The sequence below is a fragment of the Collinsella sp. AM42-18AC genome (assembly GCF_003467965.1).
GTDB lineage: Bacteria > Actinomycetota > Coriobacteriia > Coriobacteriales > Coriobacteriaceae > Collinsella.
This window is the reverse complement of sequence record NZ_QSFY01000005.1, coordinates 75,102-93,497: the sequence shown is the minus strand read 5'-3', so window position 1 is coordinate 93,497 and position 18,396 is coordinate 75,102. Positions and strand designations below refer to the sequence as shown.

General features: G+C 60.1%; 14 protein-coding genes. 7 read left to right on the top strand and 7 right to left on the bottom strand.

From position 1 onward, the window contains the following. Positions 1 to 78 precede the first annotated feature (78 nt). Positions 79 to 1,212, top strand: coding sequence for a 5-methyltetrahydropteroyltriglutamate--homocysteine S-methyltransferase (locus DW913_RS04325; RefSeq protein ID WP_233541992.1), 1,134 nt, complete (start codon positions 79 to 81; stop codon positions 1,210 to 1,212). A 123-nt stretch (positions 1,213 to 1,335) separates the two neighbouring features. Beyond that, the gene (locus tag DW913_RS04320; protein ID WP_117797693.1) at positions 1,336 to 2,670 is read left to right on the top strand and encodes a uracil-xanthine permease family protein; all 1,335 of its coding nucleotides are present in this window, start codon (positions 1,336 to 1,338) and stop codon (positions 2,668 to 2,670) included. 61 nt (positions 2,671 to 2,731) lie between these two features. Here the strand turns inward: DW913_RS04320 and DW913_RS04315 are convergent, their stop codons facing one another. The 4 genes from DW913_RS04315 to DW913_RS04300 form a co-directional block, all read right to left on the bottom strand. Then, entirely contained in the window at positions 2,732 to 3,397 is a 666-nt protein-coding gene (locus DW913_RS04315; RefSeq protein WP_117716506.1) for an alpha/beta hydrolase, read from the bottom strand. Between the two features lie 208 nt (positions 3,398 to 3,605). Beyond that, on the bottom strand, positions 3,606 to 5,381 hold the full coding sequence (locus DW913_RS04310; protein WP_158566193.1) for a carbohydrate-binding domain-containing protein: 1,776 nt from the start codon (positions 5,379 to 5,381) through the stop codon (positions 3,606 to 3,608). A 271-nt stretch (positions 5,382 to 5,652) separates the two neighbouring features. Continuing rightward, positions 5,653 to 7,428, bottom strand: coding sequence for a carbohydrate-binding domain-containing protein (locus tag DW913_RS04305; RefSeq protein WP_158566192.1), 1,776 nt, complete (start codon positions 7,426 to 7,428; stop codon positions 5,653 to 5,655). Between the two features lie 207 nt (positions 7,429 to 7,635). After that, positions 7,636 to 8,949, bottom strand: coding sequence for an NCS2 family permease (locus DW913_RS04300; protein WP_117797690.1), 1,314 nt, complete (start codon positions 8,947 to 8,949; stop codon positions 7,636 to 7,638). A 193-nt stretch (positions 8,950 to 9,142) separates the two neighbouring features. On the opposite strand from DW913_RS04300, the gene DW913_RS04295 reads away from it, so the two are divergent. Next, positions 9,143 to 9,562 (top strand): peptide deformylase, encoded by a 420-nt coding sequence (locus tag DW913_RS04295; RefSeq protein ID WP_117563534.1) that lies wholly within the window; start codon positions 9,143 to 9,145, stop codon positions 9,560 to 9,562. Between the two features lie 131 nt (positions 9,563 to 9,693). Next, positions 9,694 to 10,659: a choloylglycine hydrolase gene (gene bsh / locus DW913_RS04290; RefSeq protein WP_117629622.1), complete on the top strand. Its 966-nt coding sequence runs from the start codon at positions 9,694 to 9,696 to the stop codon at positions 10,657 to 10,659. Positions 10,660 to 10,740: 81 nt separating this feature from the next. Here bsh and DW913_RS04285 read toward each other — a convergent pair whose 3' ends face one another. Both DW913_RS04285 and DW913_RS04280 read right to left on the bottom strand, forming a co-directional pair. Next, positions 10,741 to 12,987 carry a KUP/HAK/KT family potassium transporter gene (locus DW913_RS04285; RefSeq protein ID WP_117797689.1) on the bottom strand — a complete coding sequence of 749 codons (2,247 nt, stop codon included), beginning with the start codon at positions 12,985 to 12,987 and terminating at the stop codon, positions 10,741 to 10,743. Positions 12,988 to 13,123: 136 nt separating this feature from the next. After that, positions 13,124 to 14,035, bottom strand: a complete 912-nt coding sequence (locus tag DW913_RS04280) for a DMT family transporter (protein WP_117757313.1) — start codon at positions 14,033 to 14,035, stop codon at positions 13,124 to 13,126. Between the two features lie 118 nt (positions 14,036 to 14,153). Between DW913_RS04280 and DW913_RS04275 the strand changes: the two genes are divergently transcribed. Together DW913_RS04275 and DW913_RS04270 are read left to right on the top strand one after the other, a co-directional pair. Next, a complete protein-coding gene (locus DW913_RS04275) occupies positions 14,154 to 15,011 on the top strand; it encodes a LysR family transcriptional regulator (RefSeq protein WP_117797688.1) in 858 nt (285 codons plus the stop codon). Between the two features lie 162 nt (positions 15,012 to 15,173). Next, entirely contained in the window at positions 15,174 to 16,694 is a 1,521-nt protein-coding gene (locus tag DW913_RS04270) for an aminotransferase class I/II-fold pyridoxal phosphate-dependent enzyme (RefSeq protein ID WP_117563530.1), read from the top strand. Between the two features lie 183 nt (positions 16,695 to 16,877). Here DW913_RS04270 and DW913_RS04265 read toward each other — a convergent pair whose 3' ends face one another. After that, positions 16,878 to 17,288 carry a peptide deformylase gene (locus tag DW913_RS04265; RefSeq protein WP_117797687.1) on the bottom strand — a complete coding sequence of 137 codons (411 nt, stop codon included), beginning with the start codon at positions 17,286 to 17,288 and terminating at the stop codon, positions 16,878 to 16,880. 214 nt (positions 17,289 to 17,502) lie between these two features. On the opposite strand from DW913_RS04265, the gene DW913_RS04260 reads away from it, so the two are divergent. Next, positions 17,503 to 18,396 (top strand): hypothetical protein (locus DW913_RS04260; RefSeq protein ID WP_117797726.1); only part of this gene is annotated, 894 nt, incomplete at its 3' end.

Below are 18,396 nucleotides of genomic sequence, written 5' to 3'. Positions count from 1 at the left end.
TAAACGTATATTTTACGATGACCATATGAGCGCTCATACTCTGTCCCAGTAAAGCAACCAATGCAAAGGGAGATATCTATGAGCACTTCGATTCAACCGAACGCGCCGTTTCGCGCCGATATCGTCGGCAGCTTTCTTCGTCCACAGGCTGTTAAGAATGCACGTGCCGCCTATGCCGCGGGCACACTCGACGCCGACGGCCTTAAGGCCGTCGAGGACGATGCCATTCGCGATTTGGTGGCAAAGCAAAAGGCCGCCGGCCTGCAGGTCATCACCGATGGCGAGTTTCGCCGCAGCTACTGGCACCTCGATTTTATGTGGGGGCTGAACGGCGTCGAGCGTCGTACCTCGCGTGCGGGCTATATGTTCCACGACGAGGAGACCACGGCCGATACCGCCGTGGTGACCGGCCCCATCAGCGGAGAGAACCACCCCTTCGTCGAGCACTTTAAGTTTGTCAAGGCACTTGAGGGCGAGGGCCACGTTGCACGCCAGACCATCCCGGCACCGATCCAGACGTTCTCCGAAGTCACGCTCGACCGTTGCGATGGCCAGCAGGAGAGTCTGCGCGCCGTCTACAAGACCGACGAAGAGCTCGCCGATGCCATCGCGGCAGCATACCGCACCGTGATTGCCGACCTGTACGCAGCAGGCTGCCGCAATATCCAGTTTGATGACTGTACTTGGGGTATCTACTGCGACACCGATTTCGTGGCAAAGACCGGCATGAGCCCGGTCGACCTGCAAAAGGTAAGCGAGCTGGGCGTGGCGCTCAACAACGCCGCCATCGAGGGCAAGCCCGACGATCTGGTCATCAACACGCACGTGTGCCGCGGCAACTATCACTCCACGTATGCCTTCGAGGGTGGTTACGATCCCATTGCACCGTACCTGTTTGCGCACGAGGATGTCGACGCGTTCTACCTTGAGTTCGATACGCCGCGCGCCGGTGGCTTTGAGCCGCTCAAGTATGTTGCTCCCGGCAAGAAGGTCGTGCTGGGCCTGGTGACCACCAAGGCCGCTGAGCTCGAGGACGAGGATGCCATCGTCGAACGTATTCACGAGGCCGCAAAGTATGTGCCGCTCGTGAACCTGTACCTGTCGCCCCAGTGCGGCTTTGCCAGCTGTGAGATTGGCAACAAACTGACCGAGGACGAACAGTGGGCAAAGATCGCGCTGGTCAAGCGCATTTCCGAGCGCGTTTGGAAGTAACGCTACCGTTTGCAGGTGACGGCGCGTGCGAGACATGGCATATCACGTACAATGGTTCGGATCGTATCGTTCGGGCAGGTTATCCGATATGCCTGATCGCCCTTCCATCATGAAAGGACTTCCATGTCCCAATCCTCGACGCCCGCCGTCACCGATGCCATCTACGACGCATCGTCGCTCGGCCGCCCGCGCATGTTTGTGTTGGGTTTGCAACACATGTTTGCGATGTTCGGAGCCACGGTGCTGGTGCCCGTGCTCACCGGTCTCTCGGTTTCGGCGACGCTTTTGTTTGCCGGCTTGGGAACGCTGCTGTTCCACTTCCTGTCGCGCGGTAAGGTGCCGGCCTTCCTGGGCTCGTCGTTTGCCTTTATCGCTGGCTATGCCGCGATTGCGCCCAACGGCGAGGCCGAGCTTTTGCCCTACGCTTGCCTGGGCGTAGCCTGCGCCGGTCTGCTCTATCCGGTGCTGGCGGCGCTCTTCCGCGCGTTTGGCGCCAAGCGCGTCATGCGCTTCTTTCCGCCGGTAGTGACGGGCCCCATCGTCATTTCCATCGGCTTGATCCTGGCAAGCTCCGCTATTGCCAACTGCCAGACCAACTGGCTTGTGGCTGTTATTGCCGTTGCCGTTATCGTGATCTGCAACATTTGGGGCCGCGGCATGGTCAAGATCGTGCCGATTCTGCTGGGCGTTGTGGTGAGCTATGCCGTTGCGACTGCGCTCGGCGAGGTTGATTTCTCGGGCGTCGCAGCCGCTCCCTGGGTTGGCTTGCCCGTCGTGTGGGATAACACCGTGTTTGCACTCTTTGGGCCGCAGTTCGATAGCGGTCTTGCCACGACGGCCATCATCACCATCATGCCGCTGGCCTTCGCGACCATGATCGAGCATATCGGCGATATCTCTGCTATCGGTTCGACTTGCGAGCGCAACTACATTGCCGATCCCGGTCTGCATCGCACGCTGCTCGGCGACGGCCTTGCCACGATTCTGGCTTCGCTCTTTGGCGCTCCGGCCAACACTACGTATGGTGAGAACACCGGCGTGCTCGCCCTGACGCGCGTGTTCGACCCGCGCGTAATTCGAATTGCCGCGTGTTGCGCCATCGTGCTTTCGTTCTGCCCCAAGTTCGCGGCTGTCATTGCGGCCATGCCGGCGTGTGTGATCGGCGGTGTGTCGCTCGTGCTCTACGGCATGATCAGCGCTGTGGGCGTCCGCAACCTCATCGAGAACCAGGTCGATTTCCAGAACAACCGCAACGTGCTGGTTGCCGCGCTGGTGCTCGTGCTTTCGCTCGGCATCGCGTACAGCACCGCCGGCGCCATCGTGTTGGAGCTGGGCGGCGTGACCATTTCGCTGTCCGGCATTGCCGTGGGCTCACTGGTGGGCATTGTGCTCAACGCCATCCTGCCGGGTAACGACTTTGAGTTTGATGTCTCCGAGCTTGAGGAGGCTGCTGAGTAGCAGCTGCGTTCAGCTAAAACAAGATATGGTGCCCATGCGTATATGCGTGTGGGCACCATTTTTAATGTGTCAGTATCCAGTGGATGCCGCGGGCCATGCGTAAGTCGGTTTGGGCAAAGTGATTGCCGGGGTTGAGCTCCAGCGTTGTTGGAATGCCGCGCTCGACGAGCAACGCTTCCATCGCGCGTGTGTCGTCGAGTACATGCCGCATCATGCGGTTGGGCGTCTTGGTTTCCTTTTTGCCGAGTGACAGGTAGACGGCTTGCGGGCTGCCGGCAAAAGGGGCCGTGCTGGCACGGTCGACAAAGTCGGGAAACCATAGCGACCCCGATGCGCTCGCGGCGCGGTCAAAGGCGTCGGTTTGCCAGAGGGACCAGAGTGCGAAGAGGCCCGCGAGCGAGTAACCGGCAATGCCGCGCCAGGTGGGCGGCTGAGGAAGCGACGACTCGACCTGGGGGATTATCTGATTCAGCAGCTCATCAAGAAAATCGGCAGCTTGGCCGCCGAAAGGCTCGGCATCGCGTACGGTCCCGTCGCATGCCCAGGGGCTCAGCTCGCGATTCCAATCGAGTCCGCCAATGGTGACGAGGGCGAATGGAGGACAGTCGAGCTCTCGGCAACACTTATAAACCTCGCTGCCGTCGCCCACGACCACAGGAAGGTAGATGACAGGCGCGCTTTCCGTATGATTCGAATAAACGGTTATCTGCTTTTGATGCGCTTCCATGACGGGCTTCTCTCAGTGTTGTGATATCGGCAGCCCCCCATTGTCGCACGCCAGCGTATGCCGGTTGGGCTAGACCAAAGACAATCTCGTGCATCCCCTGCGGACGCATATGGAAAACGCCACCGCCGGAGGGGAGCTCGGCGGTGGCGTTGTTAAACGGTGCTGGGGCTCGGGGCCTTCGCGGGAGCTGCCATGTGCGCAGGGGCGTCTAAGAGCGCTTACGGCTCGCCATGGTGCCTGCGGCGATAGCGGCTGTTCCCGCAAGGACGGTTGCCACGATGGCCGCACCCGAGGTGTCGCCGGTTGCCGCGAGCACGCCGGTAGTCTTGGCTTTCGTGGTTGAAGCCGCAACGGCCTTGGTCGGCTTTGAGCCCTCAGACTTGGGGTTCTGCTTGGACTCCGCGGGCTTGCTTTCTGCGGGCTTGGGGTCTTCCGGCTTGGCTACCTCGGGAGGTGCGATGGTCGTGCTTTTGGCGACTGCTTTGATATAGAGGGAGTCGACCGTGGCGTCGCCCGTGCCGATGGCTTGGCCTGCCTCGTAGATGCCGTCACGGAGCTTGCGATAGTCAATGACCTTGCCGCCTTCGGGCGTCTGGATGGCGGCGTTCTCAATCTTGATGGTGCCGATTGTCTTGCCGTCAGCGCTCATGGCACGGGCAAAGATTGCCGCTGTATCTCCTTCGGCCGTTACCTTGCTGCGGATGATCGAGATGACTGCGGGTGTGACGCCCTCGCTGGTCTGGGCGATGATGCCGATGTTCTCGCCTTGGGGCTCGGGGCTCGTCTCACCATCTTGGTTTTCGCTGTAGGGGATGGGGCCGTCGCCGTTCTCGACATAGCGGGCTATGGCCTTGACAACGGAGTCGCTGATGTAGATGTGGCCACCCTCCTCGTTGGGTCGATCGTTTCTGGTGGAGAATGCAGCCGAAACCTCGCCTTCCGCAAACGCGTCCACGGTGGAGCCGTTCTTGACGACGATATCGTCTTGGTAGGTGAAGAGGGCAATGGCGCCACCGTATCTGCCTTTACTTGTGCGGACTGTCACGTTTGCATGATCGAGTGTGATGCCCTTGTGGGCATAGACGCCATATTCAACACCGTTTGCGTTGAGGGAGGCGTTTGTGGCTGCGAGGCTGCCCTTGGCCTCGACGGCGGCGTCTTTCTCGGAGCTCGCCTTGACCTGGCTGCCGTCCGAGATATTGATGTTGCCGCCGCTCCAAATGGCCTCACCATCGGCTGAGCTTGCCTCGACTGTGCCGCCACCCTTGATGGTGAGGTTCTTGTCGGTTCCGATACCCTTGTCCTTGGTAGCCCTGGCGGTGACGGCCCCGCTGTCGTCAATCGTGATATTGCCGTTTGCCCTGATGCCATCCGATACGCCCGTGGCGTTGACGTTGCCCGAACCTTTGATAGCGAGATCGCCCTCGGCGTCGATGGCATCAAACCGAGCGCTCGTGGCGTTGACGGATCCGGCTCCGTCGATGTTGATATTACCCGTGGAGAGGATAGCGTCCTCAGTAGATGTCACGCTGAGCGTGCTGCCCGCGTCGCCTTGGATATTGAGCTCGGCGTTCTCATTTTTGCCATGAGAAGCCTTGATGCCTTCGATCCAGTCGGCAGTGACGATGTTGTTTCCCGAGTATTTCACGTTGAGCTTGCCTGCGGCCTGGATCTCGCCGCCGTTATAGTTGTTGAGCTTCAAGTCGTCGGCGCCGTCCCACGACCAGGTGCCGGTCTCGTCGCCCGCCGCAGTGCCGGCGTTGTATTTGGTTTCGCCGACCTTGACCCATTCCGCCGCGAGCGAGACGCTCGGCATGAGCAGCGAGCTCACCGTGAGCGCGCACACGGCGCCTACGACGATGCGGCGCGTCACGCGGCGCCAGCTGCCGTGCGCGAGTCCTATGCGACGGCGAACGTCGGGTTCGGCAACATGGGTTCCGGCGGTAGTGTCATTGCGTTTGGGGGTCGTGAACAAGGCTGCCATGGTTGCTCCCGTTCTCATAGGGCCTATACGGCTAGATTCAGCGTATCTGCTGGATGTTGCCGGCGGTAGTGCCGTTTGGAGGGCAAAATGGCCAAAATGGGGGAGAAATAGGCCGCACGCCGGCGCAGGGACCGACGCTAAAAGAAAAGCGCGGGGCCGCATGGCGACTCCGCGCTTTATTGTTCAGCTTTTGCAGCCTTGCCCTTACGCTACGAAGAAGTAGACGGGGAAGGCAAGAGCCGCGATCCACCCGTCCTGTGCGAAAAAGTGTTTACGAGCGTTTGCGACTCGCCAGGGCGCCTGCGGCGATGGCGGCTGTTCCCGCAAGGGCGGCTGCCACGATGGCTGCGCTCGAGGCGTCGCCGGTTGCCGCGAGCTTACCGGTGGTCTTGGCTCCCGTGGCTGCAACTGCAACGGTCTTGGTCGTCTTCGTGCCCTCGGACTTGGAACCCTCGGGCTTGGTCTCGCCGGGCTTTTCCTCGGGCTTGGTCTCCTCGGGAGGCACGATGGCCGTGCTCTTGGCGACTGCTTCGTTATAGGGGGAGTCGATCACAGCGTCGCCCGTGCCGATGGTTTGACCCACCGCGTAGAAGATGCCGTCGTCGAGTTCTTCCTTGTTGCGATAGCCAATGATCTTGCCGCCTGTGGGCGTCTGGATGGGAGCTCCTTCGATCTCGATGGTGCCTATCGCCTCGCCGTCCGCGCTCATGGCAAGCGCGAAGATAGCCGCCGTGTCTCCCTCGGCCGTGACCTTACTGCGGACAATCGAGATGGTCGCGGGCGTGATGCCCTCCTTGGTCCGGGCAAAGATGCCGAAGTTCACGCCCCTGCGCTCAGGGGCGATCTCGCCATCCTGGTCTCCACTGTAGTGGTCGGGGCCGTCGCCGCCGGTCTCGGCATAGCGGGCTATGGCCTTGACAACGGAGTCGCTGATGTAGATATGGCCACCCGCTTCGCCGGAGTAGAAATTACTGGTGGAGATTGCAACCGAGAATCTGCCTTCTGCGAGCGCATCCACAGTCGAGCCGTTCTTGATGACGATGTCGTCCTCATCGGTGAAGAGTGCGCTGGCTTCCCCGCCATCTGAGCTTGCGCGGACCGTCACGGTCGCGCCATCGAGCGTGATGCCCTTGTAGACATAGATGCCATACCCAACGCCACTTGCGTTGAGGGAAGCGTTCGTGACCGTGAGGCTGTTTTTACCGTCGATGGCGGCGTCTTCCTCGGAGCTTACCTTGACCTGGCTGCCACCCGAGATCTCGATGTTGCCGTCGGCCCAAATCGCATTGTCTTTGATAGAGCTTGCCTCTACCTTGCCGCCGCCCTTTATGATGAGGTTCTCGTTAGCATCGATACCCTGATCCTCGGTGCCCTTGGCGGTGACGGTTCCGCTGTTGTCGATCGTGATGTTGCCGTCGGCCCTGATGCCATCCGAATCGCCCGTGGCGTTAACGTTTCCCGAGCCCTTGATGGTGACATCGCCCCCGGCATCGATGGCATCGTGCTCGGTGCTCGTGGCGTTGACAGTGCCAGCGCCGTCGATGTTGATGTTGCCGACGGAAGTGATGGCGTCACGAGAAGATGTCACGTTGAGCGTGCTGGACGCGTCGCCCTGAATATTAAGCTCGGCGTTCTCGTTCGCGCCATCCTTAACCTTGATGCCGCGGCCGTCGTCGTTAGTGACGGTGTTGTTGCCCTCGTAGCTCACGTTGAGCTTGCCCGCTGCCTCGATCGCGCCGCCGTTATAGCCGTTGAGCTTCATGTCGTCGGCGCCGTCCCAGGCCCAGGTGCCGGCGGCGTCTCCCGTGGGGCCCGCGGCCGCTTCGTGGCGGACGCCGCCAACGTCCACCCACTCGGCTGCGAGCGAGATGCTCGGCATGAGCAGCGAGCTTACCGTAAGCGCGCATACGGCGCCTACAACGATGCGGCGCGTCACGCGGCGCCAGCTGCCGTGTGCGAGCAGCGTGCGACGGCGCAGGTCGGGCTCGACAAAATGGGCTCCAGAGGTTTTGTCATTGCGCTTGGGGGTCGTGAACAAGGCGGCCATGGTTACTCCCATCCTCATAGGGCCTATGCGGTTATATCCAGCATATCTGCAGGATGTAGCCGTCGGTAGTGCCGTTTGGAGAGCAAAACGTCCAAAACTTGCGAAGCAATACATCGCGTGTCCGTGTGGTGCCTGGCTTTAAAAGCAAAGCGCGGAGCCGCTCGATGCGACTCCGCGCTTTGCTGTTTGGTATTGCGAATCTTGCGCCTACGCTACAAAGAAGTAGACGAGGAAGGCGAAGGCTGCGATCCACATGAGCGGCTTGATCTTGGAGGCCTCGCCCTTAAAGAGCGCGACGATCACGTAGGCGATAAAGCCCAGGCCAATGCCGGAGGAGATGGAGTAGGTGAAGGGCACGCCGGCGACAATCATGAACGCCGGGAAACCCTGCGACACGTCGGACCAGTCGATCTCGGAGGCCTCGCTCATCATGAGGTAACCGACGTAGACCAGAGCACCGCAGGTGGCGGCGCTGGAAACGATGGTGACGATGGGGGAGAAGAACGCGGCGAGAATGAACAGCACGCCGGTGGTGACGGAGGTGAGGCCCGTGCGGCCACCGTCGGCAGCGCCAGAGGTGGACTCGACGAAGGTGGTGATGGAGGAGACGCCCATAAAGCCACCGGCAGCAGCGGCCACGGAGTCGACGACCAGGATGGGACGGATGTCCTCGACATTGCCGTCCTCGGTCAAGAACTCGCCCTGCTTGGCGACGGCCATCGCGGTGCCCATGGTGTCGAAGAAGTCGCTCATGAGCAGCGAGAAGGCAACGACGAGCAGCATCGGGTCGGTCAGGACCTTCACGATGGCAAGGTTGCCGTCGGCAGTGCTGGCAAACGGGGCGCCGAAGGTCGAGAAGTCGAGCGGTGCGATGAGGCCCTCGGGCGCATGGGTGACGCCCAGCGGGATTCCGGCGATAACGGCGACGATGATGCCGATGAGCAGCGAGCCCGGCACGTTGCGGGAAGCCAGGGCAACCGTCACGACGATGGAGATGATGCCGACGATAAAGGTGGGGGAGGCGATGTCGCCCAGGCCGACGAGCGTACCGGCGCCAGCGGTGATGATGCCGGCGTCGCACAGGCCGATCATGGCGATAAACAGGCCCAGACCCACCGAGATGGCGTGGCGCAGGACCACGGGGATGGCGTCCATGATGGCCTCGCGCAGGCCGCACAGGACGAGCAGCAAGATGACGATACCCTCGAGGAAGATAACGCTCATGGCCACGTGCCAGTCGCCGCCGCACATGGTGGTGGCGATGCCCGCGATCATGGCGTTGATGCCCAGACCCGACGCGCAGGCGAGCGGGCGGTTGGCGAAGATGCCCATGCAGATGGTCATGATGCCGGCGCCCAGGCAGGTGGCGCAGGCGAGCGCTCCCGCATCAATGCCAGCGCCCGAGAGCACTGCGGGGTTGACGGCGATGATGTAGGCCATCGCCAGGAATGTTGTCAGTCCAGCGCGAAGTTCGGTCCCGATTGTGGACTTGCGCTCACTGACGTGAAAAAGTTCGTCCATGCATACCCTTTCCTTGTTCGGCCCCGAGTTTAGGCCGATTGACACGAACTCATTTACTATATCGCCTTTACAACCTTGCTGTTCCTCGCATGTTGATGTTCGGCGCTTTGTAACAGACGGACGGTATTTATCGCATGAAAATGTGTGGGTACCGTATACTTAAGCGGTTACAACGACCCCTATGGAGGAACGTATGATTAAAGAGCTTTGCCACGACGAGGCTATCCTGTCCCAGCGTTGCGAGGTTGCGACCGTCGAGGACGAGTCGGTTGCTCAGGACCTGATCGATACCATCAAGTCGCTCGATGATGCCGGCTGCTTGGCCGCCAACCAGATCGGCGTTACCAAGAAGGTCTGCGTCTACCTGGACGACGCCGGCGAGCCTCACGTGCTCTACAACCCCCGTCTGGTGTTTGGCCTGGGCGCCAGCAAGATGGAGGAGAGCTGCCTGACGCACGAGGAGGTCACCAAGTCCACGCGCTATATCAAGTGCAAGGTTGCCTTTGACCAGATCGTCGATGGCAAGATGCGCGAGCGCAAGCAGGACTTTGTGGGCTTCGAGGCGCAGATGGTCCAGCATATGATCGACCACTGTCTTGGAAAGTTGGTCTAAGGGGACCAAAGCACCGCACTTCGTCTCTTTTGGTCCGGGCGTGACATTGTTGTCATGTCCGGGCTTTTGTGTTTAGCGCCTTTTTGTTTGGTGACAATAACCTTAGCAGGACCGTAAAGCTAGGAGGCGCTATGTGCACGAGCATTCGATTTACCGATAATTCTGGCCACATGTATCTGGGCCGCAACCTCGACTGGAGCTTTGACTACGGCCAACAGGTTCGCGTGATGCCGCGCGGGTTCCACATTCCGTATTCGTTTATCGACGATGCGTCGGCGGCACACGCGGTAATCGGCATGTGCATCGATTACAAGAACTATCCCATGTTTTTCGACTGTGGTAACGATGCGGGTCTGGCTGTGGCGGGGCTCAACTTTCCCGGCTATGCCGAGTATGCCGAGGGCCCTGTCGACGGCAAGAACAATATCGCGGCCTATGAGTTTCCCCTGTGGGTGGCAGCGACGTTCTCGACGGTCGATGAGGTCGAGGCCGCGCTGCGCGACACGGTGATTGTCGCCAAATCTGCCGGAGAGGGGCTGGGCGTGTCGCTGCTCCATTGGATTATCGGCGACAGCCAGCGCAGCATCGTGGTCGAGATGATGGCTGACGGCCTGCATGTATACGACGATCCGGTCGACACCCTTGCCAACCAGCCGACCTTCCCGTGGCACATGGAAAACCTGCGCACCTATATCACCGCCACAAGCGATTTTCCGCAGACGGCGACATGGCGTGGCGCCGAGCTTAAGCCCTATGGAGCCGGTGCCGGCATGCGCGGCATTCCGGGCGATTGCTATTCGCCGAGCCGTTTTGTAAAGGCGGCGTACCTCAATGCCAATTACCCGCAAAAGGAGAGCGAGACCGAAAACGTCGTTCGCATGTTCCGCTCGCTCGAGGGCGTGGTGATGATTGAGGGGGCGTCCAGGATGGGCGATGGCAAGTTCGAGAAGACTATCTATACCGGATGCTTTAGCGCGCGCACGGGCAATTATTACTACGCGATGTATGGGGATCCGTCGATTCGTTACGTGAGCCTGATGGATGCCGAGGGCGCGAGCCCCGATAGGCTCGTGGTTCCCGAGCCGCGTCGTTCGTAGCTCACTGGTCCGTTGCGACATAAAACGGCCTCGCACCTCTTATGAGATGCGAGGCCGTTGTCGTCAATGGCTGGTGGCGTGTTAGAAGTTGGCGTCGTTGAACTGGGTGCTCTCGAGTCCGTCGAGTTGCTGTTCGGGCGTATCTGCGACGCTCTCGAGCAGCTCAGTGGGATCGACGTTCATATTCTTACCGGCTTCGTTGCCGTTGACCAGGTCGTCCGAGAAGATGTCGACTTCCATTTCTTCGGCCTCTTCGATCTGAACCTCGAGCGGCACTTGGGTGCGCACGAGCTTAACGGCCGGGCGCATGCGGGCAAACAGCGGCACGTACTCGATGATGATGGCCGAGTTCTCGAGACCGTACCAGCGTGCCGGGCTTCCGCAGGCGCGGCGGACGGCGTACTTGATGGCCATCACGCGGTGGTCATTGCGGTTGATGTCCGTTTCGGGGGCGAGCATCTTGCGCAGCATACAAAAACGGAAGTCGCCCACGTTGCCGCGCGTCTCGTAGATGGAGTAGGTGTGATGCTGCGGCGGCAGCTCACCCGATGCCATCAAGTCGCCAACGATTTGGCGCAGGTAGGCATTAACGCGCTGGTTGACCTTAAAGCCCAAGTCCAGGCGCACGCGGAACAAAAAGTCCGTGCCAAAGGTCTCGACGGAATACTCGTGCGTATAGGGCTCGTCGGTAACGTGCACGTTGATGAACCAGTATGCCTTGGCGCGCTTGGGATGCTTATCCAAGATGGAATAGAGCACGTCGCGGTCGAGCGTGAGCGGGTCGGGGCTGTTGGTGAGGAACACCAGATTGTCGGCGAGCACGGGGTAGGTCTCGTCGTTGCGCAGGCGGTTGAGCTGGTCAATGTACTTGGAGACGGGCAGCAGGATCGTCTGCGTGCGCTCGATGGCGGTGCCGCGGCGCCACACGTACATAAGGCCAAACAGCAGCGAGGCCAAGAAGATCATTACGTAGCCGCCGTCAAAGAACATGGTGAGGCACGAGGCGAAGAAGCACAGCTCAATGGCACCGAAGAGCAGGGCGAAGACGCAGGCGCCCAGCTTGTGCTTGAGGATGCCGGCGATATAGCTCGTCAGCAGCGTGGTGGTCATAAGCATGGTCACGGTAATGGCGAGGCCATAGGCGCTCTCCATGCGCTCGGAGTTCTGGAACAGCAGCACAATGAAGATGCAGCCGACCCACATGATGTTGTTGACGAGTGGAATATAGAGCTGGCCCTTGGTGTCGCTGGGGTAGTGGATGCGCAGGTGCGGCATAAGGTTGAGGCGCGTTGCCTCGGATACCAGCGAGAACGAGCCGGTGATGAGCGCCTGTGAGGCGATGATGGCCGCCACGGCCGAAAGCACGATGGCAAAGGGGCGTAGGGGCTCGGGGAGCATCATATAGAACGGGTTGACGATATCCATCGCGAGCATCTGGGGGTTGGAGTTATTGGCGAGCAGCCAAGCTCCCTGACCCAGATAGTTGAGGATAAGGGCCGCCTTAACAAATGGCCAGGATGCATAGATGTTTGCCTTGCCCACGTGGCCCATGTCCGAGTAGAGTGCCTCGGCACCGGTTGTCGACAGGAAGACAAAGCCGAGCACCATAATGCCCGAATGGTTGATGGGCGAGAACAGGAACATAATGCCGCGGATGGGGTTGAGCGCGCGCAAGATGGACAGGTTGCCGAGCATGTTGAACAGACCGGCGCCTGCCAGGAACAGGAACCACAGCGTCATGAGCGGGCCGAACAGCTTGCCGATTGACGAGGTGCCGGCGCGCTGCATGGCAAATAGGCCGCAGATAATGATGATGGTGATGATGATGACGTTGGTCTGGCCGTCGCCCAGCAGCGCATGGCCCCATTCGATGGTGCGCAGACCCTCGATGGCTGTGGTGACCGTGACGGCGGGGGTGAGGATGCCGTCGGCGAGCAGCGCCGCGCCGCCGATCATGGCGGGCAGAATCAGCCATGGTGCCACCTTGCGTACGAGGCTGAACAGGGCGAAGATGCCGCCTTCGTTGTGGTTGTCGGCCTTCATGGCGATTACCACGTACTTGACCGTGGTCACGAGCGTCATGGTCCAGATGACGAGCGAAAGCGCGCCCAGGATCATGTCCTCGCTGACGGTACCGATGCCGCCGTTGTTGGCGACGATTGATTTCATGGTGTACATGGGGCTCGTGCCGATGTCGCCATAGACGACGCCGAGCGTTACGAGCAGCATGCCAGCGGAGAGGGGGATGGCTCCGTGCCCGCCTTGCCCGCGCTGGTCTTGGAGGTTTGCCTCCAGTTTGTTGTGTGCCACGAGGACTCCCTTAGACATCCGGTTATCTGTCTAGGACAAAAACTTTATGCCGTCTTTATACATAAGAGCAGTTTGGCACATCGGGTTATTTTAGACAATAATCCTCAGCTGGGGATTATTTATCTACGCAGGTAGCATTTCAAAGCAGGGGCTTTTAAGCACGTGCTGTCTGGGCGATGCCAGCCTTGGCGTTTGCGCGTTTGCCGGCGAGTTCGCAAAAAATCGCGCCGCCGATGATAAGCGCGGCGCCCATCAGGCGGACCGGTGTTATGGCTTCACCCAAAAGGGCGGCCGAGAACACGACCGCCGAAAGCGGCTCGAGGTAGCCGACGACGGCGACGGTCTGGACGGGCAGCTTGGCGACGGCGCTAAAGTAGAGCAGGCAACCAATGCCGGTGTTGACGACGCCGAGCATAGCGACGGCGCGCCAATCAATGCTGGCGGCGACGCCGGCGGACAGGAACGAGGGAGCGCCCTGCGTGATGAGCGTGAGGGCCAGTGCGGTCACAAAGGCGGCGCTCACTTGGAGTGCGGAGTTCTCGAGGCCCTCGATGTGCGGCGCACCCTTGCTGGCGATGACCATCAATGCATAGCAGAAGGCCGAGGCGATTCCACAGACGATGCCCGCAATGGGCATATTGCCGCCTAGACCTTGCGCTGCAATGAGAAAAGCACCGCAGGCGACGGCGACAAAGCCGGCGATTTTGCCGCCGGTCAGCTTTTCGCCAAAAATGAGCGGGGAGAGGGCCATAACGATGATGGGGCCACAGTAATACAACAGCGAGGAGATACCAACGCCGATCGTCTGATAGGCGCGGAACAGGAAAATCCAGCTGGCGCCCAGCGCGGCGCCCGAGACGATGAGCGCTGCGGCCTCGCGGGGGCGAGACGGAGCCTGCAGGTTATGGCGCTTGGTTATGAAGAGGATGGCGGCAAGGGTGAGAGCGCCCAAAAACGTGCGCAACAGTACGATATCGGAGCTCGGCAGCGCGATGGCAGCGGCGATGATGCCGTTGGAGCCAAACAATAGCAATGCTGCTAAGTACGTAAACAATCCGTTGTTCATGTGCTGACATCCCCTCTATATCCGAACATGTTCACTATGGGTGAGGTGGCTTTAGAAGAAAAGCGAATATAATGCATGGATAACATGACAAAAACTCATGTAAAGGTGGAGGGGTGCCGTGGAAACGAATATTCAAAAGATGCAGGTTCTGCTCGAGACCGTGCGGGCCGGCAGTTTTACGCGCGCCGCCGAGCGGCTGAGCTATTCGCAGTCGGGCGTGAGCCGCATGGTGGGCGACCTTGAGACCGATTGGGGTTTTAAGGTGCTCGACCGCAGCCGCGAGGGTGTGGTGCTTTCTGCCGATGGGCAGCAGATCATGCCGGCAGTCGAGGCGTTATGCGAAGAGTTTGGCCGCCTGCAGCGACGCGTGGACGAGATGCGGGGGCTCATGCGTGGCAAGATCTGTATCGGTACATTCTCGAGTGTGGCGACCCATGTACTGCCGCCGGTGATCGCGCGGTTTCGCGCTGATCACCCGGATGTCGATTACGAGCTGCTGATGGGTGATTACTCCGAGATTGAGCAATGGGTGGCGGAAGGCCGCTGCGACCTGGGCTTTATTCCGCGCGAGCCACGCGGCGCCGGCATGGCGTCGCGGCCGTTGGTGCAAGACGAGCTGATGGCCGTGGTGCCAGCGGACTCCTCGCTTGCCACCGCGGAGGTCGTTTCCCTTGCCGATTTGGCCAACGAGCAGTTTATTCTTCTGGAACGCGGTAGCGACGACGAGATTACGCCGCTGTTTCGCCGCGCGGGTCTGGCGGTGCGTTCTAAGCTATCGACCTGGGATGATTATGCGATTATGGCCATGGTCGAGGACGGTCTGGGCGTGAGTATTCTTCCGGCGCTCATCTTGCGCCGCTGTCAGTTCGATGTCGCCGTGCGTCCGCTCGAGGGACATCCCCATCGGCAGATCAACGCGATATATCGCACGGCTGACGTTTCGCTTGCCGCCGCTCGATTCCTTGAATATCTCTAAACGCGTGCGCGTCATTGTCCGCCTTGGGCAAATCTCGGAGTTCGGTACGTTTTCTTGTGAAATTGAACTTCCGAATAAGGTACGGCGCTATACTGCTGCCTAAATTGAACTTAGGTTCAATTCGTGTTCTATAAATTGAACTTTGCCAGCAAGGAGGTTCTAATGGCCCAAGAGACGTTTAGCGATCGCCTGCGACAGACCATGTCCGATCGCGACGTTCGCCAGTCGGACGTAATCCGCGCATCGGAGATGCTCGGAAAAAAACTCGGCAAGAGTCAGATGAGCCAATATGTGAGCGGCAAGACGATCCCGCGGCGCGATGTGGCAGAGCTGCTCGCTCGTATTTTGGAGGTCGATGTTTCCTGGCTGCTCGCCGGTGACGCCGATCAAGGCGAGGAATCATCGCCTCGCAACGTGCCCAAGCCCGAACCCCATCCCTCAGCTCAAATTCCAAGGAGCACCACCATGCGTACTTTTTCTAAATCCACCAAGCTCGATAACGTCCTGTATGACGTGCGCGGCCCCGTCGTCGACGAGGCCGCCCGTATGGAGGACGAGGGCGAGCGTATTCTCAAGCTCAACATCGGTAATCCGGCGCCCTTTGGTTTCCGCACGCCCGATGAGGTCATCAAGGACATGCGCCAGCAGCTGCCCGACTGCGAAGGCTATTCCAACTCGCGTGGCCTGTTCTCCGCGCGCAAGGCAATCATGCAGTACTCGCAGATCAAGGGCCTGCCCAATGTTCAGATGGAGCACATCTACACGGGCAACGGCGTGTCCGAACTCATTCAGCTTTCGATGAACGCGCTGCTCGACAATGGCGACGAGATTCTGATCCCCAGCCCCGACTATCCGCTCTGGACGGCGTGCGCAACCCTTGCCGGCGGTCATCCCGTTCACTATCTGTGTGATGAGCAAGCGGATTGGTATCCCGACCTGGAGGATATGGAGTCCAAGATCACGAGCGCGACCAAGGCCCTCGTCATCATCAACCCCAACAACCCCACGGGTTCGGTCTATCCGCGCGAGGTACTCGAGGGCATCGTTGAGATCGCGCGCAGGCACCAGCTCATGATTTTTGCCGATGAGATCTACGACCGCCTGTGCATGGACGGCTACGAGCACGTCTCGATTGCCTCGCTCGCTCCCGACCTGCCCTGCGTCACCTTTAGCGGCCTTTCCAAGTCGCACATGATCGCGGGCTATCGTATTGGCTGGATGGTGCTTTCGGGTAACCAGCGCTGCATGAGCGACTTTATTATGGGCATCAACATGCTCTCGAACATGCGCCTGTGCTCCAACGTGCCGGCTCAGTCAATCGTCCAGACGGCGCTCGGCGGCCATCAGTCTGTTAACAACTACATCCGCCCCGGCGGTCGTGTCTACGAGCAGCGCAACTTCGTGTATGAGGCACTCAACAAGATCGACGGCATCTCGGTGGTCAAGCCGCGTGCGGCGTTCTATATCTTCCCCAAGATGGATGTGAAGAAGTTCAACATCACTGACGACGAGCAGTTCGCCCTTGACCTGCTGCACGAGAAGAAGATCCTGATCACGCGCGGCGGCGGCTTTAACTGGGGTGAGCCCGACCACTTCCGCATCGTGTACCTGCCGCGCATGGAAGTGCTCAAAGAGTCGCTCGAAGACCTCGCCGACTTCTTCGATCATTACCGCCAGAGCTAATTAGTTCCGCCGTTCTACCGAACGGCGGACCACCTGACGCTGCGCGAGCCGCATTCACGCCAATCTGACGTTCAATTTCGAGGGCGCGACCAGAAGGTCAGCGCCCTCTCATTTCACGTCACCTTGGCGCAAATGCGGCTCGCTCGCTGTCGTGTGCTCAACCTGCATCGTTACCCTGGCTGTCTAAATAACAATCCCGTTGCAGTGGTCGATTTCGTGTTGGATGATCTCGGCGGTGTAGCCCGAGAAGTTTTTGATGCGGTGGACGAAATTCTCGTCCAAATACTCAACCTTAATGCGGCGATAGCGAGTACAGGGGCGCTCGCCGGAAAGCGAGAGACATCCTTCGCTCGTCTGATAGGAATTGACCTGCTCAAGAATTTGAGGGTTGTACATCAGCAGCGCCCTGTTGCCGTCCTTTACGCAGATGATGCGTTTGCGCACGCCGATCATGTTGGCGGCGAGACCCACGCACTCGTGCTCATGCTCATGGAGCGTATCCAGGAGGTCTTGTCCGATTACGGCGTCGTCGGGTCCCGCGTCTTCGGAAGGCAGGCGTAAAAAGAACTCGGATTTCATGATGGGCTTAATCATGGCGGGCTCCTTAAGGTGGACACGTTTGGTTCAGGTCATGATACCGCGACATGTCGCATTAATGTGTGCACATAGATTCTGCAGCTAGATTGGCGGGCGAGACCATAAACTAGTGGACGTTTTGCCGAGAGGCATGAATGTTTAAAGCGCAAAGAGTGCGCGACGGGCCCCGCGAATGGGGCGATGATGCCCGAGAGGGCCAAGAAGGAGTCTCATGTCCGAGAACGAAGAGATCATGAACGAGACCGAGAACGAGACCATGGCTGCCGAGGTCGAGGCAGTCGAGACCGTGGAGACCGAAGCTGCCGAGATTGAGGCTGCTGACGAGGTTTCCGCCGAGGAGGCCGAGGTTGTCGAGGCCACCGTTGATTACGATGACGAAGAGCTGATGGACAAGATGCAGAAGGCCGCCCGCCTGCTGCGTAGCCGTCGCTTTGCTATTTCCAAGGAGGAGGAGGCCAAGGCCGAGCGCATGGCAAACATCGAGCGCGCCATCAAGCTCCTTGACCTCAAGCCCAAGATGGAGCAGAAGGAGATGTCCGACCTGCTGGGCATGCGCCTTCGTGAGCTTGATGGCCTGATGGCCGAGGCCGAGGCTGCCGATCTGGTCGGCCGCATCGACGACGCCGAGGGCGATATGCGCAAGATCGTCGTCTTCGCTGCCGAGGATGCTGCTGAGGGCCTGGTCGAGCTTGCCAACAAGAAGGAGAAGCTCCTGCCCGAGCTTTCTTATGAGGAGGCCACCGAGCTGATGGCCGCCCTCGATAAGGTTATCGCTCCGCTTGTCGCCATGGGCTTGGACGAGGACCGCGGTCCTCGTGGCGGCCGTGACGAGCGCGGTGGCCGTGGCGGTGACCGTGGCGGTCGCGGCGGCTTTGGCGATCGCGGTGGCCGTGGCGGTGACCGCGGCGGTCGCGGCGGCGATCGCGGCGGCCGTGGCGGCTTTGGCGACCGTGGCGGCGACCGCGGCGGTCGCGGCGGCTTTGGCGGCAACCGTGGTGGCTTTGGCGACCGTGGCGGCAACCGTGGCGGCTTCGGCGGCAACCGTGGCGGCGACCGCGGCGGTCGCGGTGGTGATCGCGGCGGCCGCAACGGTGGCGGCTTCCGC

Bases quoted from the DNA above. Each gene is read 5' to 3' on its own strand.
- DW913_RS04320 (WP_117797693.1), top strand. From the start codon at position 1,336: ATGTCCCAATCCTCGACGCCCGCCGTCACCGATGCCATCTACGACGCA.
- DW913_RS04280 (WP_117757313.1), bottom strand. From the start codon at position 14,035: ATGAACAACGGATTGTTTACGTACTTAGCAGCATTGCTATTGTTTGGC.
- DW913_RS04305 (WP_158566192.1), bottom strand. From the start codon at position 7,428: ATGGCCGCCTTGTTCACGACCCCCAAGCGCAATGACAAAACCTCTGGA.
- DW913_RS04325 (WP_233541992.1), top strand. From the start codon at position 79: ATGAGCACTTCGATTCAACCGAACGCGCCGTTTCGCGCCGATATCGTC.
- DW913_RS04315 (WP_117716506.1), bottom strand. From the start codon at position 3,397: ATGGAAGCGCATCAAAAGCAGATAACCGTTTATTCGAATCATACGGAA.
- DW913_RS04310 (WP_158566193.1), bottom strand. From the start codon at position 5,381: ATGGCAGCCTTGTTCACGACCCCCAAACGCAATGACACTACCGCCGGA.
- DW913_RS04265 (WP_117797687.1), bottom strand. From the start codon at position 17,288: ATGATTAAGCCCATCATGAAATCCGAGTTCTTTTTACGCCTGCCTTCC.
- DW913_RS04285 (WP_117797689.1), bottom strand. From the start codon at position 12,987: ATGTCTAAGGGAGTCCTCGTGGCACACAACAAACTGGAGGCAAACCTC.
- DW913_RS04270 (WP_117563530.1), top strand. From the start codon at position 15,174: ATGGCCCAAGAGACGTTTAGCGATCGCCTGCGACAGACCATGTCCGAT.
- DW913_RS04295 (WP_117563534.1), top strand. From the start codon at position 9,143: ATGATTAAAGAGCTTTGCCACGACGAGGCTATCCTGTCCCAGCGTTGC.
- DW913_RS04300 (WP_117797690.1), bottom strand. From the start codon at position 8,949: ATGGACGAACTTTTTCACGTCAGTGAGCGCAAGTCCACAATCGGGACC.
- bsh (WP_117629622.1), top strand. From the start codon at position 9,694: ATGTGCACGAGCATTCGATTTACCGATAATTCTGGCCACATGTATCTG.